We start from the raw sequence: 23,169 nt of genomic DNA, 5'->3' as shown, positions 1-23,169 counted from the left end.
GCCTGAAAGATCGCAGCCGTCGGCAGCTCCTGTTCACCTCTGTAGGAGTTGCCGAAGGCTGTGATCTTTTTTTGTTTATATCCCAAAATATGGGATTGATATTTATATATTGAGATTTTAGCCCGCCCGGGTTTATAGTCCGTCGCACTCACTGCCAAAAACAAAACAGGTGAAGCGATGCAGGCGCAATTGATCGCGCTCGATTGGGGGACGACCTCATTACGTGCTTACAAACTCGCGGCGGACGGTGTGGTGCTGGAGCAGCGTGCGCTGTCGTCCGGGATCATGCAGTTGCCCAAGACCCCGCGAATCATCCACGGCCGTGAATGCGCCGATGGTTTTGAACTGGCCTTCGACGAGGCCTGCGGTGACTGGCTCGATGCGCAGCCGGATCTGCCGGTGATCGCTTGCGGCATGGTCGGCAGTGCGCAGGGCTGGCGCGAAGCGCCTTACTGCGAAACGCCAGCCGACGTCGCCCATCTCGGAAATTCCCTACAAACCGTTGTCAGTCTGCGCGGTACGCCGGTGCATATCGTCCCGGGCGTGATCCAGCGTTCGCGTCTGCCGAATGTAATGCGCGGCGAAGAAACCCAAGTCCTCGGCGTGCTGCAAAGTCTGCCGGTCGAGGCGGGTGATGATCTGCTGATCGGCCTGCCTGGCAGCCACTCGAAGTGGGTGGAGGTGGTCGATGGCCGCATCACCCATTTCGACACGTTCATGACCGGCGAAGTGTTTGCCGTGCTCAGCGAGCACAGCATTCTCGGCCGTACCCAACAACCGAGCGCGACCTTCGATGCGCAGGCGTTCGATCGCGGCGTGCAAATCGCGCTGTCGACAGATGCCGAGCTCGGTGTGCTGTCGACCTTGTTCAGCGCCCGCACCCTCGGCCTGACCGGTGAATTGAGCCCGACTGCTCAGGCGGACTATCTGTCCGGCCTGATGATCGGCCATGAGCTGGCCGCGCTCGCCAATGTGCAGCGGCGCCGGCGCAATCAAGCGAATCTTCCAGCGATCGTGCTCATCGGCAATGCGCTTCTGTGCGCACGCTATCAACGCGCCCTCGACGCCTGCGGCTTTGCTCGGGTGACGCTGGCCGAGCAGGCCACCGAGCGTGGCCTGTGGCAACTGGCGGGTGCCGCCGGACTGATCGATTCCTCATCCCGTTAACCCTGACTGGAGGCCTGACATGCTCAAGCAAGCACTGGCACAAAACGGTCTGATCGCGATTCTGCGTGGCCTGCAACCGCAGGAAGCGGCGGCTGTCGGAGAAGTCCTGTATTCCGCCGGATTTCGCGTCATCGAAGTACCGCTCAATTCCCCATCGCCGTACGAAAGTATCCGCATCCTGCGTGATGCGCTGCCCGCCGATTGCCTGATCGGTGCTGGCACGGTGCTCAGCCCCGAGCAGGTCGAGCAGGTCAAAGCGGCTGGCGGACAAGTGATCGTCATGCCGCACAGCGATGCCAAGGTATTGCGCGCGGCGAAAGCGGCGGGGCTGTTCCTGTCGCCGGGTGTGGCTACGCCGACCGAAGCCTTCGCCGCACTGGCTGAGGGCGCGGACATTCTCAAGCTGTTTCCGGCCGAACAAATGAACCCGGCGGTCGTCAAGGCCTGGCTGGCGGTGTTGCCAGCCGGCACGGTGCTGGCGCCGGTCGGCGGGATCACACCGGACAACATGCAGGCCTTTATCGATGCCGGTGTGAAAGGTTTCGGCCTCGGTTCCGGTCTGTTCAAACCGGGCATGACGCCCGAGCAGGTGGCGGTCAATGCCAAGGCCTACGTGGCTGCCTGGAAAGCCCTGCGTTAAGACTTTTTGGCGCTGTGTGCGCTGCATCTAATAAAAGCTGCATTTACAAAAGAGAGCAGAGATGAAAATCACCAAACTCACGACCTTCATCGTTCCGCCGCGCTGGTGCTTCCTCAAGGTCGAAACCGACGAGGGCGTGACCGGTTGGGGCGAGCCTGTGGTCGAAGGGCGCGCGCATACCGTAGCTGCTGCGGTGGAAGAATTGTCCGACTACCTGATCGGCAAAGACCCACGCAATATCGAAGACATCTGGACCGTGCTCTATCGCGGTGGCTTCTACCGTGGCGGCGCGATTCACATGAGCGCGCTGGCCGGTATCGACCAAGCGCTGTGGGACATCAAGGGCAAGGCCCTCGGCGTGTCGGTCAGCGATCTGCTCGGTGGCCAGGTGCGCGACAAGATTCGCGTGTATTCGTGGATCGGCGGCGACCGTCCGGCGGACACCGCGCGTGCGGCGAAAGAAGCAGTGAGCCGTGGTTTCACTGCGGTAAAAATGAACGGCACCGAAGAACTGCAGTTCCTCGACACTTTCGAGAAAGTCGACCTCGCCTTGGCCAACGTTGCCGCCGTGCGTGATGCGGTGGGGCCGAACGTCGGTATCGGCGTCGATTTCCACGGCCGCGTGCACAAGCCGATGGCCAAGGTGCTGATGAAGGAGCTCGACCCGTACAAACTGATGTTCATCGAAGAACCGGTGCTCAGCGAAAACTACGAAGCATTGAAAGAACTGGCGCCGCTGACCAGCACGCCGATTGCCCTCGGCGAGCGTCTGTTCTCGCGCTGGGACTTTAAACGGGTGTTGAGCGAAGGCTACGTCGACATTATCCAGCCGGATGCCTCCCACGCTGGCGGCATCACCGAAACCCGCAAGATCGCCAACATGGCCGAAGCCTACGACGTCGCGCTGGCGCTGCATTGCCCGCTGGGACCGATCGCCCTGGCTGCCTGTTTGCAACTCGACGCGGCTTGTTACAACGCGTTTATCCAAGAGCAGAGCCTGGGCATCCATTACAACGAGAGCAACGACTTGCTCGACTATGTGAAGGATCCGCGCGTGTTCGACTACGACCAAGGCTTCGTGAAGATTCCGAACGGCCCGGGGCTGGGCATCGAGATCAACGAGGAATACGTGATCGAACGCGCCGCCGTCGGCCATCGCTGGCGCAACCCGATCTGGCGTCATGCCGATGGCAGCTTTGCCGAGTGGTGATCTCCTGATTCAGCACTGATCCCTGTGGGAGCGAGCCTGCTCGCGAATGCAATGTCACATCCGCCATCCATGTGACTGACCCGACGCTTTCGCGAGCAGGCTCGCTCCCACAGTTTGATCTCCAGGGAGAGGAGATCTGCGTCATGACCTCAACAAACATAAAAAGAGGCTCTCCTCATGCAAACGCATACCCTCTCCGGGCAGGCGTCTTTAGTCACGCCTAGCCGCAAGCGATTTTTCATCATGGTGTTGCTGTTCATCACCGTGGTCATCAACTACCTGGACCGCAGCAACCTGTCGATTGCCGCGCCGGCGCTGACCAGTGAGCTGGGCATCGATCCGGTTCACGTCGGTCTGATCTTCTCCGCGTTCGGCTGGACCTACGCTGCCATGCAGATCCCCGGCGGCTGGCTGGTCGATCGCGTGCCGCCGCGCATCCTTTACAGTGTCGCGCTGCTGCTGTGGTCGCTGGCCACGGTGATGCTCGGTTTCGTCAGCAGCTTCATCGCCCTGTTCGTGCTGCGCATGGCCGTCGGTGCGCTGGAGGCGCCGGCCTATCCGATCAACAGCCGCGTGGTCACCACTTGGTTCCCTGAGCGCGAGCGCGCCACGGCGATCGGTTTCTACACTTCCGGACAGTTTGTCGGTCTGGCTTTCCTGACCCCGGTGCTGGCGTGGCTGCAACATGAGTTCGGCTGGCACATGGTGTTCGTCGCCACCGGCGCGGTGGGCATTCTGTGGGCGCTGATCTGGTACGCGGTGTATCGCGAGCCGCGCGATTTCAAAGGCACTAACCAGGCGGAAATCGACCTGATCCGCGAAGGCGGCGGGCTGGTCGATATCCAGGCCGAGGCGGCCAAGGTAAAAGCCAAATTCAGCTGGACCGATCTCGGCATCGTCCTCAGCAAACGCAAGTTGTGGGGTATCTACCTCGGCCAGTTCTGTCTGAACTCGACGCTGTGGTTCTTCCTCACCTGGTTCCCGACCTATCTGGTGAAATACCGCGGCATGGACTTCATCAAGTCCGGCCTGCTTGCATCGCTGCCGTTTCTCGCCGCGTTCGTCGGCGTCCTGTGCTCGGGATTCTTTTCCGACTTCCTGATCCGGCGCGGCTACACCGTGGGCTTCGCACGCAAGTTGCCGATCATTGGCGGGCTGCTGATTTCGACCTCGATCATCGGCGCCAATTTTGTCGAGTCGACGCCGCTGGTGATTGCCTTCCTCGCCCTGGCATTTTTCGGCAACGGGCTGGCGTCGATCACCTGGTCGCTGGTCTCGACGCTGGCGCCGGCGCGTTTGCTCGGTCTGACCGGTGGCGTATTCAACTTCATCGGCAATCTTTCGGCGATTGCTACGCCGATTGTGATCGGCTTCCTTGCCAGCGGCGATTCGTTCGCGCCGGCGATCACCTACATCGCCGTGCTCGCGCTGGTCGGTGCCTTGTCCTACGTGCTGCTGGTGGGCAAGGTCGAGCGTATCGAGTTGTAGTGCTCAGCGTCGGGCGACCATAATGCCGCCCGTTCCTTCGCTCAACGGTAAAAAGGCTGGATATGCAGGAAGACGCCCCGGAAAAAACCAAGGACGCCGCGCCCACCGGCACCCAGACGCTGCTGCGCGGCCTCGGTGTGGTGCAGGCGGTGGCCAGTGGCGCGCGTGATCTCAAGGAGATCGCCCGGCTGATCGGTACCACGCGCAGCACCACCCACCGTCTGGCCAGCTGTCTGGTCGACGAGCGTTATCTGCGCGTGGTGCCGCAAATCGGTTATCTGCTCGGGCCGAAGCTGATCGAACTGGGCTTTCAGGCCCGCGAAGAGTTGCCGCTGGTGACGTTGGCCGGACCGTATCTGGATGAGTTGTCGGCGCTGACCGGCGATACCGTGCACCTCGGAATCCGCGAAGGCGACGAAGTGCTGTATCTATTGAAGAACCCCGGGCGCAACGGGCCGGAAATGCGCTCGCGGGTTGGCCATCGCATGCCGCTGGTGCGCACCGGGATCGGCAAGGCCTTGATGCTCGATGATTCGCCGCAGGATTGGCGGCGGCTGTACGACATCAGCCTGCCGGCGGGTGGCAAAAGTCAGTTCTGGCCGCAGCATCCACAGCAGTCGTGGGAACAGCTTGAGCAGCGCATGGGCGAATACGTTGCCGGTGGCTACGCGTTCGATCTGGAAGACAACGAACCGTCGATCCGCTGTGTGGCGGCGCCAATTCGTGATGCGAGCAAGGGCATCGTCGCGGCGATCAGTATCGCCAGCACCGTGCCGTACATGCCGCTGGAAAAAATGGCCGAGTTGATCCCCCTGCTCAAAGGGGTCACAACCCGGCTGTCGGCGGAGCTTGGTTTGAAGGTATAGCCCTAAGGTTTAGGCCTTCAGCGTCGCCATGTCGATGACGAAGCGGTACTTGACGTCACCGGCAATCATCCGCGCGTAGGCTTCGTTGATCTGGCGGATGTCGAGCATTTCGATGTCGCAGGTGATGTTGTGTTCGGCGCAGAAATCCAGCACTTCCTGGGTTTCGGCGATACCGCCGATCAGGGAGCCGGCCAGTACGCGACGGCTCATCACCAGTTTGCCGGCGTGCACGGGCGGGTTCACTGGCTCGATCAGGCCGACCAGAATGTGCACGCCGTCGAAACGCAGGGTGTCGAGGTACGGGTTCAAATCGTGTTGCACCGGAATGGTATCGAGCAGGAAGTCGAAGTAGCCGGCCGCGGCCTTCATCTGCTCGGCATCGGTGGAGACGATGACGTGATCGGCGCCCTGACGGCGACCTTCTTCAGCCTTGCTCGCCGAACGGGTGAACAGCGTGACTTCCGCGCCCATGGCCTTGGCGAACTTGATGCCCATGTGGCCGAGGCCACCCATGCCAAGAATGCCGACCTTGTCACCGGCCTTGACGCCGTAGTGCTTGAGCGGCGAGTAAGTGGTGATGCCGGCGCAGAGAATCGGTGCGGCGCTGGCCAGTGCGAGTTTCTCGGGGATGCGCACAACGAAGTGTTCGCTGACCACGATGCTGTCGGAGTAACCGCCCATGGTGTTGCTGCCATCGACCCGGTCCGGGGTGGCGTAAGTCATGGTCGGGCCTTCGAGGCAATATTGCTCGAGGTTCGCCTGGCAGGCTTCGCAGCTGCGGCAGGAATCGACCATGCAGCCGACGCCAACCAGGTCGCCTACCTTGTGACGGGTGACATTCGCACCGACTGCGGTGACTTTTCCGACAATCTCATGGCCAGGCATCAGCGGATAAACGGCGATGCCCCATTCGTTGCGTGCCTGATGGATGTCGGAATGGCAGACGCCGCAGTAGAGAATTTCGATCGCCACGTCGTCGGCGCGCGGGCTGCGGCGTTCGAATTTCATCGGGGCGAGGGGAGTGGTGGCCGATTGGGCGGCATAGCCGATGGCGGTGTACATGGAGGACCTCGCAAAAACAGTGACAAGTTAGGCGGTGAATTCTGGCCGTCAGACGCGGGTGCGGCCATGACGATTTCTCCGGGTCTCATGCCTAATCCTCCGGCATGCGGGTCGCAGCGGTCGCATTGGCCAGCGGATCTGCGATGATGTTTTCATCCCCTTTTCCGTGAATTTTACGAAGACCTATTCGATGCAGTTGACCCGTCATCTTGATGCCAATGCCCGGCTGGTTTCGCTGATCGAACCGCTGGCGCTGCGCGATGGCTACAGCCAGACCGGCCTGCCCGGTGTGCAGATCCTGCGCGCCAGTTGCGACGTCGCCCGTGGCCCGCACATTTACGAGCCGAGCCTGATGATCATCGCCCAGGGCAGCAAACTGGCGTTCCTCGGCCCACGAACCATGGAATACGGCGCCGGGCATTACCTGATCCAGGCGCTGCCGGTGCCGTTCGAATGTGAAACCTTTGCCTTGCCCGACGCGCCATTGCTCGGTGTGTCGGTGGCGATCGATCGCGTCCTGCTCGGTGAACTGGTGCTGGCCATGGGGCTGGCGCCGGGTCGGCATATTCCGGCGCAGACGCCGGAGTCGATGACCTCGGTGGTGCTCGACGATGGCATGCGCGGTTGTGTCGAGCGGCTGCTCAGCTGTCTGCACGATCCGCTGGAATGCCAGATTCTCGGCCCGGCGCGGGTCCGCGAGTTGTTGTTCGTTGCGTTGCGCGGGCCGCAGGCGGATGTATTGCGTGCGTTGGTCGAGCAACAAGGGCAATTCGCCCGGGTGGCGGCGTCGATCAGCCATCTGCATGCGCATTACACCGAGCCGCTCAATGTCGAGACACTGGCCAGTTGCGCGAACATGAGCGTGTCGACGTTTCATGAGCATTTCAAGCGCAGCACACTGTTGTCGCCGGTGCAGTATCTCAAGCGTTTGCGCTTGTTGAAGGCGCAGACGCTGCTGGTGGCGGAGGGGCTGGGTGTCGCGCAGGTGGCGCATCGGGTGGGGTATCAGAGCACGTCGCAGTTCAGCCGCGAGTACAAGCGTTACTTCGAACGCAGTCCGGGGGATGAGCGCGCTGCCTGATCCGCCGATATTCCCTGTGGGAGCGAGCCTGCTCGCGAAGGCGCTGGATCAGTCGACATCATCTTCATATGACACACCGCTTTCGCAAGCAGGCTCGCTCCCACAGTTGTTTTGTGGTGTCAGGGGAATTTTGGGCAACAAAAAGGCCCCCATTTCGGGAGCCTTGTTGTTCAGCGTTTCGTCTTACATGTTCGGGTAAGTCGGGCCGCCGGCACCTTCCGGCGCCACCCAGGTGATGTTCTGCGCAGGATCCTTGATGTCACAGGTCTTGCAATGCACGCAGTTCTGGGCGTTGATCTGGAAGCGCTTCTCGCCATCTTCCTTGGTAATCACCTCGTATACGCCGGCCGGGCAGTAACGCTGCGCCGGTTCGTCGTACAACGGCAGGTTTTTGCTGATCGGGATGCTCGGATCGGTCAGCTTCAAGTGGCATGGCTGCTCTTCTTCGTGGTTGGTACCGGAGATGAACACCGAGCTGAGTTTGTCGAAACTCAGTTTGCCGTCGGGTTTCGGATAGTCGATCTTCTTGCAGTCGGCCGCGAGCTTGAGGCAGGCGTAATCCGGCTTGGTGTCGCGCAGGGTGAACGGCAGTTTGCCGCCGAAGATGTTCTGGTCCAGCCAGTTGAAACCACCGCCGATGATCGCGCCGTACTTGTGGATCGCCGGGCCGAAGTTACGGCTGGCGAACAGTTCTTCATGCAGCCAGCTGTTCTTGAATGCGTCGACGTAAGTGGTCAGTTCGACGGTGCAATCCTGCTCGGCAAACAGCGCATCGGCTACCGATTCCGCCGCGAGCATGCCGGACTTCATCGCGGTGTGGCTGCCTTTGATCTTGGCGAAGTTCAGGGTGCCGAGGTCGCAACCGATCAGCGCGCCGCCCTTGAAGACCATTTTCGGCAGCGAGTTCAGGCCACCCTTGGCGATGGCGCGGGCGCCATAGCTGACGCGCTTGCCGCCTTCCAGATATTGCTTGAGCACCGGGTGATGCTTGAGGCGCTGGAACTCATCGAACGGCGACAGGTAAGTGTTGCTGTAGGACAGGTCGACGATCAGACCGACCACCACCTGATTGTTTTCCAGGTGATAGAGGAACGAGCCGCCGGTGTTTTCGGTGCCCATGATGTCCAGCGGCCAACCGGCGGTGTGCACCACCAGGCCCGGCTGATGCTTGGCCGGGTCGATTTCCCAGATCTCTTTCAGACCAATGCCGTAATGCTGCACGTCGGCATCGCTGTCGAGGTTGTAGCGCTTGATCAGTTGCTTGCCGATGTGGCCACGGCAGCCTTCGGCGAACAGCGTGTATTTGCCACGCAGTTCCATGCCAGGGGTGTACAGGCCTTCTTTCGGGTTGCCTTCACGGTCGACGCCCAGATCACCGGTGATGATCCCGCGTACCACGCCGTTTTCATCGATCAACGCTTCCTGAGCGGCGAAGCCCGGGTAGATTTCCACACCCAGATTCTCGGCCTGCTGAGCCAGCCAGCGGCACAGGTTGCCCAGGGAGATAATGTAGTTGCCTTCGTTGTGCATGGTCTTGGGCACAAAGAAGTCGGGAATCTTCTGCGCGCTGTCGGCGTTTTTCAGTACGAAAATGTCATCGCGCGTGACTGGCGTGTTCAGCGGTGCGCCGAGTTCTTTCCAGTCCGGGAACAGTTCGTTCAGGGCGCGGGGTTCGAACACCGCACCGGAGAGGATGTGTGCGCCGACTTCGGAGCCTTTTTCGACCACGCAGACGCTGATTTCCTTACCGGCGTCAGCGGCCTTCTGCTTCAAGCGGCAGGCGGCGGACAGACCAGCGGGGCCGGCACCGACGATGACGACGTCGAATTCCATGTATTCGCGTTCCACAGGCTATCTCCTACTCAAGGCTCAACAGTTTTTTTTCTAATATGGAGGTTTGATCTCGCATCCGTATTGCCTTTACGTTAACGTCAAAGGGAATATTGGCGAATCCACCTTTCTCTCTAGGCGGCGCATTATATCTACACCACTCCTAGCGTCCAATACAAACGTTTGTTTGAATCGCCTCCAGCCCTGATAAATCAAAGAAGCGCGGCTTATGACAGGGCATTTTGGCGTATTGACCAGAATGGGCGTTCCGGTCAAGATACGGGCGGTTTTGCGCTCGCCGTAGGCAGACTGGCGGTTTCAAGAGCACCTCTAAAGACAGGGCACAGGCAGTAGACGGTGATGCGCAGCGCAAGTCCGGCGCGCAGTTTACACAGCGTGAGAATGAATGACCCGACAGTCACCCCTGACGAACGGTCACCGCTCTTCGCGAAGTGAATCACCTCACATTCAAGCCGGCGTTTTTAGAGGTGCCCTTGTCGCCCGATGAGCATCATCCGCCAGGTTCGCCTAGGCGACTTTCTTTTCACCGGAGAGTAACGAGGAATCCATGAAGGTTCTTGTAGCTGTCAAACGCGTTGTGGATTACAACGTCAAGGTCCGCGTCAAGGCGGACAATTCCGGCGTCGACCTCGCCAACGTCAAGATGTCGATGAACCCGTTCTGCGAAATCGCCGTGGAAGAAGCCGTACGCCTGAAAGAGAAGGGCGTTGCGACTGAAATCGTCGTCGTCTCGATCGGCCCGACCACCGCTCAGGAGCAGCTGCGTACCGCACTGGCTCTGGGTGCCGACCGCGCCATCCTCGTCGAATCCGCTGAAGACCTGACCTCGCTGGCCGTGGCCAAGCTGCTCAAGGCCGTTGTCGACAAGGAGCAGCCTCAGCTGGTGATCCTTGGCAAACAGGCGATCGACAGCGACAACAACCAGACCGGCCAGATGCTCGCGGCACTGAGCGGCTACGGTCAGGGCACCTTCGCTTCGAAAGTCGAAGTCTCCGGCGACAGCGTTGCCGTGACTCGCGAAATCGACGGCGGCGCGCAGACCGTTTCGCTGAAACTGCCGGCCATCGTCACCACCGACCTGCGTTTGAACGAGCCGCGCTATGCGTCCCTGCCAAACATCATGAAAGCCAAGAAGAAGCCTCTCGAAGTGCTGACTCCGGACGCTTTGGGCGTTTCCACCGCCTCCACCAACAAGACACTGAAAGTCGAAGCGCCGGCTGCACGCAGCGCGGGCATCAAGGTCAAGTCGGTGGCTGAACTGGTTGAAAAACTCAAGAACGAAGCGAAGGTAATCTAAATGACTATCTTGGTTATTGCTGAACACGACAACAAAGTGCTGGCCCCGGCCACACTGAACACCGTGGCTGCTGCGGCAAAAATCGGCGGCGACATCCACGTTCTGGTAGCAGGTCAGGGCGCAGGCCCGGTGGCCGAAGCCGCAGCGAAAATCGCTGGCGTGAGCAAAGTCCTGAATGCTGACAACGCCGCTTACGCGCATCAGCTGCCGGAAAACGTTGCACCGCTGGTTGCAGAGCTGGGCGCTGGCTACAGCCACATCCTGGCTGCCGCGACCTCCAACGGCAAAAACATCCTGCCGCGCGTTGCTGCTGCGCTGGACGTTGACCAGATCTCCGAGATCATCTCGGTAGAAAGTGCTGACACTTTCAAGCGTCCGATCTACGCCGGTAACGCCATCGCCACCGTGCAATCGACCGCCGCGATCAAAGTGATCACCGTGCGTGCCACCGGTTTCGATCCGGTTGCTGCTGAAGGTGGTTCGGCTGCCGTTGAAGCTGTTGGCGCTGCGCACGACGCCGGTACTTCGAGCTTCGTCAGCGAAGAGCTGGCCAAGTCCGATCGTCCTGAGCTGACCGCTGCCAAGATCGTCGTCTCTGGCGGCCGCGGCATGCAGAACGGTGACAACTTCAAACACCTGTACGCGCTGGCCGACAAGCTCGGCGCTGCTGTTGGCGCTTCGCGCGCTGCGGTCGACGCAGGTTTCGTACCGAACGACATGCAGGTCGGTCAGACCGGCAAGATCGTTGCGCCACAGCTGTACATTGCCGTCGGTATCTCCGGCGCGATCCAGCATCTGGCCGGTATGAAAGACTCCAAAGTGATCGTTGCGATCAACAAGGACGAAGAAGCGCCGATCTTCCAGGTGGCCGATTACGGCCTCGTGGCGGATCTGTTCGAAGCAGTACCTGAGCTGGAGAAGCTGGTCTAATCCGGCGGCTTCACTTATAAAGAGCCCGGCCTGTTGGTCGGGCTTTTTTTTTGTCTTGGATTTGACTGGGGAGCGTTTTGCCATGGATCTGCGCTGCGGATGGTTGTTGGGATGGGTGCTGTTGCCAGGTCTGGCCACGGCCGCTGGCAAGTGCGAGCGCCTGGTTGTCACCGGCAGCCCGGATGCACCGCCGTACTTGTGGCAGGACCCGCAAAACCCCAAGCGCCTGATCGGCGCCAGTGCCGATCTGTTGCAGCAAGTGGCCAAGGATCTGGGCATCAAAGTCGACCTGCTCTACGCCGGCAAACGCTCGCAGGTCCTCGATGAAGTGCGTAGCGGGCGTATGGACATGCTGGCCGACGCGCCGCTGACCGTGAATGAGCTGGAAAACTTCGACTTCATTCATCCGCCACTGCTGGAAAACGACTACCTGGTGTGGACGCGCAAAGGCTCGACGCTGACCTACGGCGAGGCCAGCGACCTGAAAGGCCATGCCGGGGCGGTGTCGGAAAAGTCGCGGATGACCCAGGCATTCGGCACTTTCGCCGAACAGAATCTGACCCTGACCCGCACAGCAAACCTTACCGAGGCATTACAGAAACTGCTGTTGGGCGAGGTGGAATATGTCCTCGCCGGACGTTACTCAGGCCTGGCCGCCGCGCAGACATTGGGCATGACCAGCGATCTGTTGGCGTTCGAACAACCCATCGACCGGCCGGGTCTGTTCCTCGCGGTTTCGCATAACTCGGCCTGCAACGATCCGTGGTTGCGCGGACAGCTCGCCAAAAAGATGACAGAATTGCCCGCGTCCGGACTGACGGAAGCCGCGCTGCAACGCAACATCGAGCGCTGGAAGGCGCAACAGCAACAGCCGCCACAACCTGTCAGTGCCCCAAAACAGTAGGGATTCTTAGTGAGTATTCGACCTCTTTTCGCGGCTGTGGCCGTTCTGGCCCTGGCCGGGTGCGCATCCGATCCGGCACCCAGTGAACAAATGCGTTTGACCGAACAAGCCATCGTGCAGGCCAAGGCAGTCGGCGCCACCGCTGACGAAGTGCCGGAAATGCAACTGGCCGAAACAAAATACAACCGCGCCAAAGGCAGCATGGCCGACGAGTCCTATCGCAACGCGCGCATGCGTGCCGAGCAGGCCGAGCTGGATGCACGTCTGGCCGAGGCCAAGGTGCTGACGAAAAAAAGTGAAGAGCAACTCAATGTGCTCAATACCCGCATTGTCCGCCTGCGCAAGCAGCTGCAACTGGGGGAAGCGCAATGAGCCTCAAGTCCAACGCTTTGGGCATTCTGCTCCTCGCCGGTTGCGCCAGCCTGTACGGCTGCGCTGGCCAGCACAGCGAGGCGGCGCTGCAACAGGCCGGCGCTGATTTCCAGAAGGTCAAGGAAGATTCCAACGTCCTGCGCATTGCGCCGAAAGACGTGATCCGCGCCGGCGAATCCCTGGCCCGTGCCGATCGGCTGTCGACCTATTGGGGCAGCGGTGCCGACGTGGTGCATTACGCCTACTTGAGCCAGCGCTACAGCGAAATCGCCCGCGAGCACACCAACCAGGCGCTCAACGAGGAACGCGCAGCCAAGCTCGAGCTTGAGCGTCAGCGTCTGCAACTGGCTCTGCGCGAGTCGAAGCTGCTCAGTGTGCAGCAGCAGGGCAAGTGGCTGGAGGAACAGATCGAGGCGCTGGCCACCACTCAGACCGATCGGGGGCTGGTCATGACCCTCGGCGACGTGTTGTTCGACACCGGCCAGGCGGAACTGAAAAACTCGGCCAACCGTGTCGTGCTGAAGATCGTCCAGTTTCTGCAACTTAACCCCAAGCGCGTGGTGCGCATCGAGGGTTACACCGACAGCACCGGTGGCAAACAGGAAAACCTCAAACTGTCCCGCGATCGTGCGCAGTCGGTGGCTGACGTGCTGGTCGATCTGGGCATCGATGAAAAACGCATTCAGGTCGAAGGTTATGGCGACCAGTTCCCGGTTGACGCCAACGCCTCCGAGCGCGGCAGGGCGCAGAACCGCCGGGTGGAAATCGTGTTCTCTGACGAAAAAGGCCAGCTCGGCGCCGCCCGTTGAGGGTTGCGTCTCTGGAAAGCCCGGACTGTCATGCAGTGCCGGGCTTTTTTATGTCTGTCGATTGCTGCGCAAAACCGTACAGATGGGGCAGACACCCCACTGTACGGTCGAGTAATCTGGCAACTGTCCCAGTACACTTCTAAACTGTTCCGGTATTGTTTCACACAAGAATAAAACGCCCGTGAAATCGAGTGCTGCGTCATGACCAATCTCTTGCTCTACCAACGTATTGCTCAGCAACTGGCCGAAGACATCCGCCGTGGTGTCTATCAACCGGGGGAGCGCGTGCCTTCGGTGCGCAAGATGAGTTCGCAGCTCAACGTCAGTCATGCGACGGTGTTGCAGGCTTACGCCAACCTTGAAGATCAGGGCCTGATCCGCGCCCGACCGCAGTCGGGTTACTACGTGCACCAGACCCCAGCGCTGACCGCGCCGACGCCGGATATTGCCCGGGTCGAACGGCCGGGGCTGGTGACGCGCAGCAGCATCATTCAGCAGGTATTGGTCGAATCCCGCCGCGAAGGCGTGTTTCCGCTGGGCGCTGCGGTGCCGAGCGTCGATTATCTGCCGGTGCGCGCGCTGCATCAGCAACTGGCCAAGGTCACCCGGTTTCACAGTCCACGGGCGTTCAGCTACATGTTCAGCCCCGGCTTCGAACCGCTGCGTCGGCAAGTCGCGATCCGCATGCGTGACGCCGGCGTGGTGGTCGATCCGTCGGAAGTGGTGATTACCCACGGCTGTGTCGACGCCTTGCAGATGTCATTGCGTGTGCTGACCCGGCCGGGGGATCTGATCGCTGCCGAATCACCGACCTATTACGGCCTGCTGCAACTGGCCGATCTGCTTGGCCTGAAGGTCATCGAAATCCCCAGCGACCCCGCCACCGGCATGAGCCTGGAAGCCTTGCAACTGGCCGCCAACCAGTGGTCGATCAAGGCGCTGGTGCTGACCACGCGCCTGAGCAATCCCCTCGGCGGAACCATGCCGGAAGAGCGGCAGAAACAGTTGTTGCGTCTGGCCTCGGATTTCGACATTCAGATTGTCGAAGACGATATCTACGGCGAACTGATGTTCGAGCAGGGCCGTACCAAGGCGCTGAAGGCTTACGACAGGCTGGATCGGGTGATCTACTGCTCGAGCTTCTCCAAAACCTTGTCGCCAGGTGTGCGTATCGGCTGGATGATCGCCGGCAAATACCAACAGGAAATCCAGCGCCTGCAAACCTTCAGCACCCATTCGGCGTGCAGCGTCACGCAGATGGCGATTGCCGCGTATCTGGAAAACGGCGGTTATGACCGGCATTTACGCTACATCCGTCAGGAATACCGGAAGAACCTCAGCGCGTTCCAGCTGGCGGTTCAACAGCATTTCCCTGAAGGCACGCAGATGTCCCGGCCAACGGGCGGTTTCATCCTTTGGGTGAGCTTGCCGGGGCGGGTCAACACCCAGGAATTGCATGTCCGCGCACTGCAACAAGGCATCAGCATCGCGCCGGGTCTGATCTTCAGCAACACCGAGCAGTTCAACCACTGTATCCGCCTCAACTGCGGCATTCCGTGGAACCGCGAAGCGGAGCGCGCGCTGATGACGCTGGGTCTGTTGGCGACCCAACTGTGTCAGGAAATGGCTGGCGGATTCTGAACGAGGAGGGCGGTGGTGCTTGTCATGTGACGCACAACAAGCGAGCATGTGGCCCTCTGCCGTTAGTTCGTTGGGTCCATGAAAGCCATTGTTCCTGCCGCGTGGGTATTGCTGGGTTTGTTGATGATCGGTCAGGCACCGGGTGTCATGGCGGCCGCAGCCCAGGAAAAACCGGCAGCGACCAGTACCACGAAAAAAACCGTTAAAACCGCGGCGCCGGCAAAAAAAGCCCAGGCCAAAAAAAACGCCACGGTGAAGAAGCGCCGCCCGGTTGCCTCGAAGTCGAAATCCGCCAGCGAAGTGGCCAAGACCAAATTGCCGCCGGCAAAACTCGATCTCAGCCTGCCCAAGGATATGGTTGAAGACCTGAAGCCACAGGGCACCGTAGAACTGCCCAAACGCGAGGCGATCCTGCCGCAGATGTTTGGCGAAAAAGATAACGGCTTCCAGCTCAACGGCCGCTTGCTCAGCAATGAAATGGAGTTGCAATTGCGCAACGAAGCGCGACGCGATGTGGAAGGCGCGGCGCTGGATTTCGAATTCAAGCAATAGATGCAGGCCTCTGCGACGCGCAGAGCAGACGCTTCGTCGGAGACTGCCCGGTCACTTTTACTTATCGTTGAAAAGCCGCTTGCAGCAATTTGAAACAGCTGTTTTAGCGGTTACTCTGTTCCCCGTCTCTTTACACATCGCCCGTCGCGAGGATCTGTTCGTCATGAAATGCCGTGAAGGCTGTGGCGCTTGCTGCATTGCCCCCTCCATCAGTTCGCCGATCCCCGGCATGCCCGATGGCAAACCCGCCGGCGAACGTTGCGTGCAACTGTCGGTCGATAACCTGTGCAGCATTTTCGGCCGTCCGGAACGTCCGGCTGTCTGCTCGGGTTTCGCTGCGGATGTCGAGGTTTGCGGCAGCAGTTCGCAAGAAGCGATCAGATTGATCGGCTGGTGGGAGCAGATGACGGCGGCATGATGTGTTCACGAACGGAACTTCAACAATAAGGAATAACACTATGGGTTCGCTGCACCGTATCGCTGTGTTGTGTGGTCTGACTGCCGTACTTGCCACTTCGGTCGTCCACGCGGAAGACTGGAAAGTTGCCAAGAACGAAGACGGCATCAAGGTTTCCCTGAGCGAAATACCCGGTTCGGATTACAAGTCCTACCAAGGCGTTGCGCTGATGAAAACCACCGTTGCCAAACTGCGTGCCTTGCAGGAAGACGTCTCCGGCGCCTGCGCGTGGATTCACGAATGCAAGAGCCAGAAACTGCTCAAGCACGAAGGCGATCTGAGCTGGACCTATTCGCAATTCAATACGCCGTGGCCGGTGACCCCGCGTGATTCGGTGTTGAAGATCACCACTGTTGAGGGCGCCGATGGCAGCCTGACCCGTAATCTTGAAGGCGTGCCGACCTATCTGCCGGAAGAAAAAGGCTTCGTGCGGGTTCAGCAAGTCAAAGGCTTCTGGAAGTTCGTGCCTAAAGGCGATCAGGTTGAAGTGACTTACCAGGTGCACACCGAGCCGGGCGGTAGCGTGCCGGCCATGGTCGCCAACAAGTTTGTGGTCGATGCGCCATTCAATACCCTGAAAGCGCTGAAAGAACGCGCCGAGAAATAATCAATTGGCTGTAAGCAAAACGCCCCGATCGCTTCGGGGCGTTTTGTTTTGTCTCTAAATTGTATTTCCAGATATGCGTTGCACGAAATTTTCACAAAGTCTCCAAGACAATTCGCCCGCACTTGTTGACTGCCATTGCGTTGCCAGCCTTCGAATGAAAGTCTCGAAGGGCTGGGCAGTAATCAATGGCAATGGTGTGAACGATCGTGCAACATTTGCGCACCGCGCACGCCCCGGGGTCTGGATTGACCAATAGAGGGCATGGCGCCGCTGTATTTTTGCAACTTCAACTTCCAATGGGTCCTAAAACGACATGGCAAACCCGGACGCCCTGAGTCAGCAGCGATCTTCTGCTCGTCTGCTGCAACCGACCGTCAAATCGCATCTGGCCTACACGCTGCTGTGCGCGCTGGTCATGATGGTGATGTTTTCCGCGCTGCGCCTCGCGCTGCTGGTCTACAACCGCGAGATGATCCTCGACACCCCGGCCGCGACCTTCCTTGAAGCGTTCGTCAACGGTCTGCGTTTCGACCTGCGCCTGGTGGTCTACCTGTGCATTCCGCTGGTGCTGGCGCTGTTCAGTGCCCGGGCCATGGCCGCGCGCGGTTTCTTCCGTCTGTGGCTGACCGTCGCCTCGAGCATCGCGCTGTTCCTCGGCCTGATGGAAATGGACTTCTACCGCGAGTTTCACCAGCGCCTCAATGGTCTGGTGTTCCAGTACGTGAAGGAAGACCCGAAAACCGTAATGAGCATGCTCTGGTACGGTTTCCCGGTGGTTCGCTACGTGCTGGCGTGGGTGATCGGCACGGTCATTCTGACTCTGGCATTCAAAGGCGCCGACCGCGCCACCCGCCCGCGCGGACCGTTCAGCGGGGGCAGCGTCAGCTCCCGTCAGGTTGCGCCGTGGTACACCCGCCTGGCGGTGTTCGTGGTCTGCCTGCTGATCTGTGTCGTCGCCGCTCGCGGCACCTTGCGTCAAGGCCCGCCGATGCGTTGGGGTGACGTCTATACCACCGATTCCAACTTCGCCAACCAGCTCGGCCTCAATGGCACGCTGTCGCTGGTCGCCGCAGCCAAGGCGCGCATGGGCGAAGACCGCGACAATATCTGGAAAGCCACGCTGCCTCAGGAACAGGCGCAGCAAGTGGTGCGCGACATGCTGCTGATGCCGGACGACAAACTGGTCGATGCCGACATCGCCGCTGTTCGCCGCGACTACATGCCGTCGGCTGACAAGACCCTGCCGATCAAGAACGTTGTGGTGATCCTGATGGAAAGCATGGCCGGTCACTCGGTCGGTGCTTTGGGCGCGCCGGGCAATATCACCCCGTACCTGGACAAGCTGTCGAAGGAAGGTCTGCTGTTCGACCGTTTCTTCTCCAACGGCACCCACACCCATCAGGGCATGTTCGCGACCATGGCCTGCTTCCCCAACCTGCCAGGTTTCGAATACCTGATGCAGACCCCGGAAGGCAGCCACAAACTGTCCGGCCTGCCGCAGTTGCTCAGCGCCCGCGACTATGACGACGTCTATGTCTACAACGGCGATTTCGCCTGGGATAACCAGTCGGGCTTCTTCAGCAACCAGGGCATGACCAACTTCGTTGGCCGCAATGACTTCGTCAACCCGGTGTTCTCCGATCCGACCTGGGGCGTGTCCGACCAGGACATGTTCGATCGTGGCCTGCAGGAACTGAAGGCGCGGGAAAACGGCAAGCCGTTCTACGCGCTGCTGCAAACCCTGTCCAACCACACGCCGTACGCCTTGCCGACGCCATTGCCGGTCGAGCGCGTGACTGACCGTGGCAGCCTCAACGAACACCTGACCGCGATGCGCTACTCCGATTGGGCGCTCGGCCAGTTCTTCGAGAAGGCGCGCAAAGAGAAGTACTTCAACGAAACCCTGTTTGTCATCGTCGGCGACCATGGCTTCGGCAACGAGCGCCAGATCACTGAAATGGACCTGGGCCGCTTCAACGTGCCGATGCTGATGATTGCCCCGGGCATTCAGCAGAAGTTCGGTACCCGCGACCACACCGTGGGCACGCAGATCGACATCGTACCGACCATCATGGGCCGTCTCGGTGGCGAAGTGCGTCACCAGTGCTGGGGCCGTGACCTGCTCAACCTGCCGCAGGGCGATACCGGTTTCGGTGTGATCAAGCCATCGGGCAGCGAACAGACCACCGCCATTGTCACCGCCGACCAGATTCTGGTGCTGCCGCGTGACAAGGACATGGGCCCGAAAATCTGGCAATACCAGCTCGGCGCCAACCCGCACGCCGAAGTAGTGCCGGACGCGCCGCGCACTGCCGAACTCAAACTCAAACTTGAGGCGTTCCTGCAAACCGCGACCAAGAGCCTGCTCGATAACACCGCCGGTGTTATTCATGGCAAGCCGGACTGATCACTTCTTAAAGTCCACGCAATAAAAAAGAGGCCCTGAACAAGGGCCTCTTTTTTTACCGCTTCAAATCGTCATATCTTGCCGAGTAACAACAGCACCAGCAGCACGACCAACACCACGCCGATAATGCCCGACGGGCCATAACCCCAACTTCTTGAGTGCGGGAAGACCGGCAGACCACCGATCAGCAACAGGATCAGGATGATGATTAGAATTGTGCCCATGGGTGATTTCCTTGTTCAGAGTCTGGAAGAGTCTTGATGCTCAGTGGGCAGCTGGAGAGCAACTAAATTCCAGCCGGCTTACATGTTCCGACTTGCGCCGATGAAAAAAAATTCAATGTTTTTTTAATGTATTTGGATTGCTCGGTTATTTCCTTTCCAGCAAAAAGATCGCAGCCTCGTTGCACTCGTCAGCTCCTGCATGAGACCAACCGGAAAACAATGACGGCTGGAATCTTTTGATCCTCCATTCAGCAACTGGATGGAGCGTGGGCGAACGAAGTTCCTTCGCTACACTCGGCGCATCTCTCCCGGAACAACAAGGCTGTCCGCTATGCAAAATCGCATGATGATCACTGGTGCAGGCTCAGGCCTGGGTCGCGAAATCGCGCTGCGCTGGGCCCGTGAAGGCTGGCGGCTGGCCTTGTCCGATGTCAGTGAGCCCGGCCTGCAGGAAACCCTGAAGCTGGTGCGCGAGGCGGGCGGTGACGGTTTCATCCAGCGCTGCGACGTGCGCGATTACAGCCAGCTCACGGCCTTCGCCCAGGCCTGCGAAGAGAAGCTCGGCGGCATCGACATCATCGTCAACAATGCCGGCGTCGCCTCGGGCGGGTTTTTCAGCGAGTTGTCGCTGGAAGACTGGGACTGGCAGATCGCGATCAACCTGATGGGCGTGGTCAAGGGCTGCAAGGCGTTCCTGCCGCTGCTGGAAGAGAGCAAGGGCAAGATCATCAACATCGCCTCCATGGCCGCGTTGATGCAGGGCCCGGCAATGAGTAACTACAACGTGGCCAAGGCCGGCGTAGTGGCGTTGTCGGAGAGTCTGCTGATCGAACTGGCACAGCAGGAAGTGGCGGTGCATGTGGTTTGCCCGTCGTTCTTCCAGACCAACTTGCTCGATTCTTTCCGTGGCCCGACCCCGGCCATGAAAGCCCAGGTCGGCAAGTTGCTGGAAAGTTCGCCGATCAGCGCCGCCGACATCGCTGACTACATCTATCAGCAAGTCGCCGCCGGTGAATTCTTGATTCTGCCCCACGAACAAGGGCGCATGGCCTGGGCAATCAAGCAAAAGAATCCGCAACTGCTCTACAACGAAATGACTTCCATGGCCGAGAAAATGCGCGCCAAGGCCAAACAAAACAACGCTTGATCTTGTTCGATTCCCGCCGCGTCGTTAGGGTGGCCGCCACGGTCACCCTGTCGAGACGCCTCCATGCTCAATTACTTGTGGTTCTTCCTTGCGGCGCTGTTTGAAATCGCCGGCTGTTTTGCCTTCTACATGTGGCTGCGTCAGGGCAAGAGTGCGTTGTGGGTGATTCCCGCGTTGCTCAGCCTGACCCTGTTCGCGCTATTGCTGACCCGTGTTGAAGCGGCCTACGCCGGGCGCGCCTATGCCGCGTATGGCGGGATCTACATCGTTGCTTCGATTGGCTGGCTGGCGGTGGTCGAGCGGGTGCGTCCGCTGGGCTCGGACTGGATTGGCATGGCCCTGTGCGTGGTCGGTGCCAGCATCATTCTGTTCGGGCCGCGCTTTTCCGCTGCCTGAGGCTTTTGTGCGAAGTGTCTGACAGCCGTGGGCGTGGGCGCCTGTAGGGCAAGACTGATTTGCTCGTCGTGGATTGTGAAGACGCTGTAAGCCGCGCATCTTCAGGGTTTGCCAGTCCTGAAGGATGAATCCCATGCTTGTACTCAGCCGTGTGGTCGGTGAGTTGATTTCAATCGGAGACGACATCACCCTGCGTGTTCTGTCGGTCAACGGCTCCAGCGTGCGCTTCGGCGTCGAGGCGCCGAAAAAGGTCCATGTACACCGCGCCGAGGTCTATGACCGGATCAAGCGCAAGGAGGCTGCGGCGAAGGCTGGCTGACGGTTTCAGTCGAACAGATGCTTGGGTACGTCGTGCTTGAGCATCAGCTGGCACTGCTCGCTTTCCGGATCGAACACGATCAATGCCTGGCCTTTGGTCAGTGCCTGACGCACGCGCAGGACGCGGGTTTCCAGCGGGGTGTCATCGCCGTTGTCGGTACCGTCGCGGGTGACGAAATCCTCGATCAGGCGGGTGAGGGTGTCGACTTCAAGCGCGTCTTGGGGAATGAGCATGGGCACCTCGGTCAAATCAATGTCGGGATGCTACGGGGATTGGGTTTTGCGTGCCAGTTTTGTATCGGTCTTGCCTGCCAATTCGCGAGCAGGCTCGCTCCCACCTTTGAAATGCGATCCCTGTGGGAGCGCGCCTGCTCGCGAAAGCGGTTATCTGTTCACCGAAGGTTCAACTGTCAGAACGCTGCCCCACCAGACTGTCCACCGGCGGCACGCGGGTTTCGCTTTCCATTTGGGTGTCATGCTCAATCTGATGGCTGAAGCGATCCAGTGAAGCATTGGCTGGCGCCGCATCGCTGGCGAAGACCGGCGGGCTCAGAATGTACGCGCCGAGCAAACGGCTGAGCGCCGCCAGGCTGTCGATGTGCGTGCGTTCGTAGCCATGCGTGGCATCGCAGCCGAAAGCGAGCAGGGCAGTACGAATGTCGTGGCCGGCGGTGACCGCCGAGTGCGCATCGCTGAAGTAATAGCGGAACATGTCACGGCGCACCGGCAATTCGTGTTCATCGGCCAGACGCAACAGATGCCGCGACAGGTGATAGTCATACGGCCCGCCGGAGTCCTGCATCGCCACGCTCACCGCGTGTTCGCTGGAATGCTGGCCGGGGGCGACCGGTGCAATGTCGATGCCGACAAATTCGCTGACGTCCCACGGCAATGCCGCCGCTGCACCGCTGCCGGTTTCCTCGGTGATGGTGAACAGTGGATGGCAATCGATGTTCAGTTCCTGGCCACTGTCGACAATCGCCTTGAGCGCAGCGAGCAATGCGGCAACACCGGCCTTGTCGTCGAGATGGCGGGCGCTGATATGGCCGCTTTCGGTGAACTCCGGCAGCGGATCGAAGGCCACCACGTCGCCGACATGAATGCCCAGCGACTCGCAATCGGCCTTGGTCGTGCAGTAGGCGTCCAGACGCAGTTCGACGTGGTCCCAACTGATCGGCATTTCATCGACCTGGGTATTGAACGCATGCCCGGACGCCATCAGCGGCAACACGCTGCCGCGAATCACCCCGGTGTCGGTAAACAGGCTGACCCGGCTACCCTCGGCAAAGCGGCTCGACCAGCAACCGACCGGGGCGAGGGTCAGGCGACCGTTGTCTTTCACCGCACGCACAGCAGCGCCGATGGTGTCCAGGTGCGCAGACACCGCGCGGTCAGGGCTGCTCTTTTTGCCCTTCAACGTCGCGCGGATGGTGCCGCGCCGGGTCATTTCAAAAGGAATGCCCAGCTCTTCGAGACGCTCGGCGACATAGCGCACGATGGTGTCGGTGAAACCGGTAGGGCTGGGAATGGCGAGCATTTCCAGCAGGACTTTTTGCAGGTAAGCCAGATCCGGTTCAGGGATTTGTGTGGTCATGGTCATGGAAACTCCTGATGGGTTGAGCACATCGATGGTTTCGATGAGGAAAATTGGTGGTGACGTTCAGGGCCTCTTCGCGAGCAGGCTCGCTCCCACATTTGGAATGCATTCACCCTGTGGGAGCGAGCCTGCTCGCGAAGGCGTCA

The 23,169-nt window shown here is 60.0% G+C and carries 24 protein-coding genes; 19 read left to right on the top strand and 5 right to left on the bottom strand.

Features of this window, described 5'->3' with window-relative positions; translation table 11 throughout:
• Positions 1–177 precede the first annotated feature (177 nt).
• The 5 genes from CKW30_RS25315 (at position 178) to CKW30_RS25295 (ending at position 5,371) form a co-directional block, all read left to right on the top strand.
• Positions 178–1,167 carry a 2-dehydro-3-deoxygalactonokinase gene (locus tag CKW30_RS25315; RefSeq protein ID WP_095182256.1) on the top strand — a complete coding sequence of 330 codons (990 nt, stop codon included), beginning with the start codon at positions 178–180 and terminating at the stop codon, positions 1,165–1,167.
• Positions 1,168–1,186: 19 nt separating this feature from the next.
• Entirely contained in the window at positions 1,187–1,807 is a 621-nt protein-coding gene (locus CKW30_RS25310) for a 2-dehydro-3-deoxy-6-phosphogalactonate aldolase (protein WP_095182255.1), read from the top strand.
• A 61-nt stretch (positions 1,808–1,868) separates the two neighbouring features.
• A complete protein-coding gene (dgoD, locus tag CKW30_RS25305; RefSeq protein WP_016770960.1) occupies positions 1,869–3,017 on the top strand; it encodes a galactonate dehydratase in 1,149 nt (382 codons plus the stop codon).
• Between the two features lie 177 nt (positions 3,018–3,194).
• Positions 3,195–4,505, top strand: coding sequence for an MFS transporter (locus CKW30_RS25300; protein ID WP_056788291.1), 1,311 nt, complete (start codon positions 3,195–3,197; stop codon positions 4,503–4,505).
• Between the two features lie 62 nt (positions 4,506–4,567).
• Positions 4,568–5,371: an IclR family transcriptional regulator gene (locus CKW30_RS25295; RefSeq protein ID WP_016770958.1), complete on the top strand. Its 804-nt coding sequence runs from the start codon at positions 4,568–4,570 to the stop codon at positions 5,369–5,371.
• 9 nt (positions 5,372–5,380) lie between these two features.
• Here CKW30_RS25295 and CKW30_RS25290 read toward each other — a convergent pair whose 3' ends face one another.
• Positions 5,381–6,433 carry an NAD(P)-dependent alcohol dehydrogenase gene (locus CKW30_RS25290; protein ID WP_016770957.1) on the bottom strand — a complete coding sequence of 351 codons (1,053 nt, stop codon included), beginning with the start codon at positions 6,431–6,433 and terminating at the stop codon, positions 5,381–5,383.
• Positions 6,434–6,623: 190 nt separating this feature from the next.
• On the opposite strand from CKW30_RS25290, the gene CKW30_RS25285 reads away from it, so the two are divergent.
• A complete protein-coding gene (locus tag CKW30_RS25285; protein ID WP_090288604.1) occupies positions 6,624–7,514 on the top strand; it encodes an AraC family transcriptional regulator in 891 nt (296 codons plus the stop codon).
• A gap of 183 nt (positions 7,515–7,697) precedes the next feature.
• Here CKW30_RS25285 and CKW30_RS25280 read toward each other — a convergent pair whose 3' ends face one another.
• On the bottom strand, positions 7,698–9,362 hold the full coding sequence (locus CKW30_RS25280) for an electron transfer flavoprotein-ubiquinone oxidoreductase (protein ID WP_016770955.1): 1,665 nt from the start codon (positions 9,360–9,362) through the stop codon (positions 7,698–7,700).
• Positions 9,363–9,912: 550 nt separating this feature from the next.
• Between CKW30_RS25280 and CKW30_RS25275 the strand changes: the two genes are divergently transcribed.
• The 10 genes from CKW30_RS25275 to CKW30_RS25230 all read left to right on the top strand — a co-directional run bounded on the left by CKW30_RS25275 (position 9,913) and on the right by CKW30_RS25230 (position 19,341).
• On the top strand, positions 9,913–10,662 hold the full coding sequence (locus CKW30_RS25275; RefSeq protein ID WP_007908338.1) for an electron transfer flavoprotein subunit beta/FixA family protein: 750 nt from the start codon (positions 9,913–9,915) through the stop codon (positions 10,660–10,662).
• Positions 10,663–11,592 (top strand): electron transfer flavoprotein subunit alpha/FixB family protein, encoded by a 930-nt coding sequence (locus tag CKW30_RS25270; RefSeq protein WP_016770954.1) that lies wholly within the window; start codon positions 10,663–10,665, stop codon positions 11,590–11,592.
• Positions 11,593–11,674: 82 nt separating this feature from the next.
• Positions 11,675–12,496, top strand: a complete 822-nt coding sequence (locus tag CKW30_RS25265) for an ABC transporter substrate-binding protein (protein WP_095182254.1) — start codon at positions 11,675–11,677, stop codon at positions 12,494–12,496.
• A gap of 9 nt (positions 12,497–12,505) precedes the next feature.
• Positions 12,506–12,868 carry a DUF4398 domain-containing protein gene (locus CKW30_RS25260; RefSeq protein ID WP_038860459.1) on the top strand — a complete coding sequence of 121 codons (363 nt, stop codon included), beginning with the start codon at positions 12,506–12,508 and terminating at the stop codon, positions 12,866–12,868.
• On the top strand, positions 12,865–13,677 hold the full coding sequence (locus tag CKW30_RS25255) for an OmpA family protein (protein ID WP_056788304.1): 813 nt from the start codon (positions 12,865–12,867) through the stop codon (positions 13,675–13,677). The genes CKW30_RS25260 and CKW30_RS25255 overlap by 4 nt, the downstream gene beginning before the upstream one ends.
• 201 nt (positions 13,678–13,878) lie before the next feature.
• Complete coding sequence (locus CKW30_RS25250; protein WP_041478242.1) at positions 13,879–15,318, top strand: PLP-dependent aminotransferase family protein; 1,440 nt, start codon at positions 13,879–13,881, stop codon at positions 15,316–15,318.
• Between the two features lie 78 nt (positions 15,319–15,396).
• Complete coding sequence (locus CKW30_RS25245) at positions 15,397–15,870, top strand: translation initiation factor 2 (RefSeq protein WP_095182253.1); 474 nt, start codon at positions 15,397–15,399, stop codon at positions 15,868–15,870.
• Between the two features lie 163 nt (positions 15,871–16,033).
• A complete protein-coding gene (locus CKW30_RS25240; RefSeq protein WP_071173185.1) occupies positions 16,034–16,288 on the top strand; it encodes a YkgJ family cysteine cluster protein in 255 nt (84 codons plus the stop codon).
• A gap of 40 nt (positions 16,289–16,328) precedes the next feature.
• Positions 16,329–16,934 (top strand): START domain-containing protein, encoded by a 606-nt coding sequence (locus CKW30_RS25235; protein ID WP_071173184.1) that lies wholly within the window; start codon positions 16,329–16,331, stop codon positions 16,932–16,934.
• A gap of 313 nt (positions 16,935–17,247) precedes the next feature.
• Complete coding sequence (locus CKW30_RS25230) at positions 17,248–19,341, top strand: LTA synthase family protein (protein WP_095182252.1); 2,094 nt, start codon at positions 17,248–17,250, stop codon at positions 19,339–19,341.
• A 71-nt stretch (positions 19,342–19,412) separates the two neighbouring features.
• Here CKW30_RS25230 and CKW30_RS25225 read toward each other — a convergent pair whose 3' ends face one another.
• Positions 19,413–19,565 (bottom strand): DUF3309 family protein, encoded by a 153-nt coding sequence (locus CKW30_RS25225; RefSeq protein ID WP_003183939.1) that lies wholly within the window; start codon positions 19,563–19,565, stop codon positions 19,413–19,415.
• 331 nt (positions 19,566–19,896) lie between these two features.
• Here CKW30_RS25225 and CKW30_RS25220 point away from each other — a divergent pair, with 331 nt between their 5' ends.
• The 3 genes from CKW30_RS25220 to csrA all read left to right on the top strand — a co-directional run bounded on the left by CKW30_RS25220 (position 19,897) and on the right by csrA (position 21,427).
• Complete coding sequence (locus CKW30_RS25220) at positions 19,897–20,712, top strand: SDR family oxidoreductase (protein ID WP_076563780.1); 816 nt, start codon at positions 19,897–19,899, stop codon at positions 20,710–20,712.
• 63 nt (positions 20,713–20,775) lie between these two features.
• Complete coding sequence (locus tag CKW30_RS25215) at positions 20,776–21,108, top strand: YnfA family protein (protein ID WP_016770946.1); 333 nt, start codon at positions 20,776–20,778, stop codon at positions 21,106–21,108.
• A gap of 133 nt (positions 21,109–21,241) precedes the next feature.
• Positions 21,242–21,427, top strand: coding sequence for a carbon storage regulator CsrA (gene csrA, locus CKW30_RS25210; protein ID WP_024013891.1), 186 nt, complete (start codon positions 21,242–21,244; stop codon positions 21,425–21,427).
• 5 nt (positions 21,428–21,432) lie between these two features.
• On the opposite strand, the gene CKW30_RS25205 is transcribed toward csrA, so the two are convergent.
• Positions 21,433–21,660, bottom strand: coding sequence for a YheU family protein (locus CKW30_RS25205; protein ID WP_095182251.1), 228 nt, complete (start codon positions 21,658–21,660; stop codon positions 21,433–21,435).
• A 169-nt stretch (positions 21,661–21,829) separates the two neighbouring features.
• Complete coding sequence (locus CKW30_RS25200; RefSeq protein WP_024013890.1) at positions 21,830–23,020, bottom strand: osmoprotectant NAGGN system M42 family peptidase; 1,191 nt, start codon at positions 23,018–23,020, stop codon at positions 21,830–21,832.
• Positions 23,021–23,169 lie beyond the last annotated feature (149 nt).

The sequence above is a fragment of the Pseudomonas sp. Irchel 3F6 genome (assembly GCF_900187595.1).
GTDB lineage: Bacteria > Pseudomonadota > Gammaproteobacteria > Pseudomonadales > Pseudomonadaceae > Aquipseudomonas > Aquipseudomonas siliginis.
This window is presented reverse-complemented; position numbering and strand designations above follow the sequence as displayed.

Coding starts and splice junctions, on each gene's coding strand:
- CKW30_RS25315 (WP_095182256.1), top strand. CDS start 178: ATGCAGGCGCAATTGATCGCGCTCGATTGGGGGACGACCTCATTACGT.
- CKW30_RS25310 (WP_095182255.1), top strand. CDS start 1,187: ATGCTCAAGCAAGCACTGGCACAAAACGGTCTGATCGCGATTCTGCGT.
- dgoD (WP_016770960.1), top strand. CDS start 1,869: ATGAAAATCACCAAACTCACGACCTTCATCGTTCCGCCGCGCTGGTGC.
- CKW30_RS25300 (WP_056788291.1), top strand. CDS start 3,195: ATGCAAACGCATACCCTCTCCGGGCAGGCGTCTTTAGTCACGCCTAGC.
- CKW30_RS25295 (WP_016770958.1), top strand. CDS start 4,568: ATGCAGGAAGACGCCCCGGAAAAAACCAAGGACGCCGCGCCCACCGGC.
- CKW30_RS25290 (WP_016770957.1), bottom strand. CDS start 6,433: ATGTACACCGCCATCGGCTATGCCGCCCAATCGGCCACCACTCCCCTC.
- CKW30_RS25285 (WP_090288604.1), top strand. CDS start 6,624: ATGCAGTTGACCCGTCATCTTGATGCCAATGCCCGGCTGGTTTCGCTG.
- CKW30_RS25275 (WP_007908338.1), top strand. CDS start 9,913: ATGAAGGTTCTTGTAGCTGTCAAACGCGTTGTGGATTACAACGTCAAG.
- CKW30_RS25270 (WP_016770954.1), top strand. CDS start 10,663: ATGACTATCTTGGTTATTGCTGAACACGACAACAAAGTGCTGGCCCCG.
- CKW30_RS25265 (WP_095182254.1), top strand. CDS start 11,675: ATGGATCTGCGCTGCGGATGGTTGTTGGGATGGGTGCTGTTGCCAGGT.
- CKW30_RS25255 (WP_056788304.1), top strand. CDS start 12,865: ATGAGCCTCAAGTCCAACGCTTTGGGCATTCTGCTCCTCGCCGGTTGC.
- CKW30_RS25250 (WP_041478242.1), top strand. CDS start 13,879: ATGACCAATCTCTTGCTCTACCAACGTATTGCTCAGCAACTGGCCGAA.
- CKW30_RS25245 (WP_095182253.1), top strand. CDS start 15,397: ATGAAAGCCATTGTTCCTGCCGCGTGGGTATTGCTGGGTTTGTTGATG.
- CKW30_RS25240 (WP_071173185.1), top strand. CDS start 16,034: ATGAAATGCCGTGAAGGCTGTGGCGCTTGCTGCATTGCCCCCTCCATC.
- CKW30_RS25235 (WP_071173184.1), top strand. CDS start 16,329: ATGGGTTCGCTGCACCGTATCGCTGTGTTGTGTGGTCTGACTGCCGTA.
- CKW30_RS25230 (WP_095182252.1), top strand. CDS start 17,248: ATGGCAAACCCGGACGCCCTGAGTCAGCAGCGATCTTCTGCTCGTCTG.
- CKW30_RS25225 (WP_003183939.1), bottom strand. CDS start 19,565: ATGGGCACAATTCTAATCATCATCCTGATCCTGTTGCTGATCGGTGGT.
- CKW30_RS25220 (WP_076563780.1), top strand. CDS start 19,897: ATGCAAAATCGCATGATGATCACTGGTGCAGGCTCAGGCCTGGGTCGC.
- CKW30_RS25215 (WP_016770946.1), top strand. CDS start 20,776: ATGCTCAATTACTTGTGGTTCTTCCTTGCGGCGCTGTTTGAAATCGCC.
- csrA (WP_024013891.1), top strand. CDS start 21,242: ATGCTTGTACTCAGCCGTGTGGTCGGTGAGTTGATTTCAATCGGAGAC.
- CKW30_RS25205 (WP_095182251.1), bottom strand. CDS start 21,660: ATGCTCATTCCCCAAGACGCGCTTGAAGTCGACACCCTCACCCGCCTG.
- CKW30_RS25200 (WP_024013890.1), bottom strand. CDS start 23,020: ATGACCACACAAATCCCTGAACCGGATCTGGCTTACCTGCAAAAAGTC.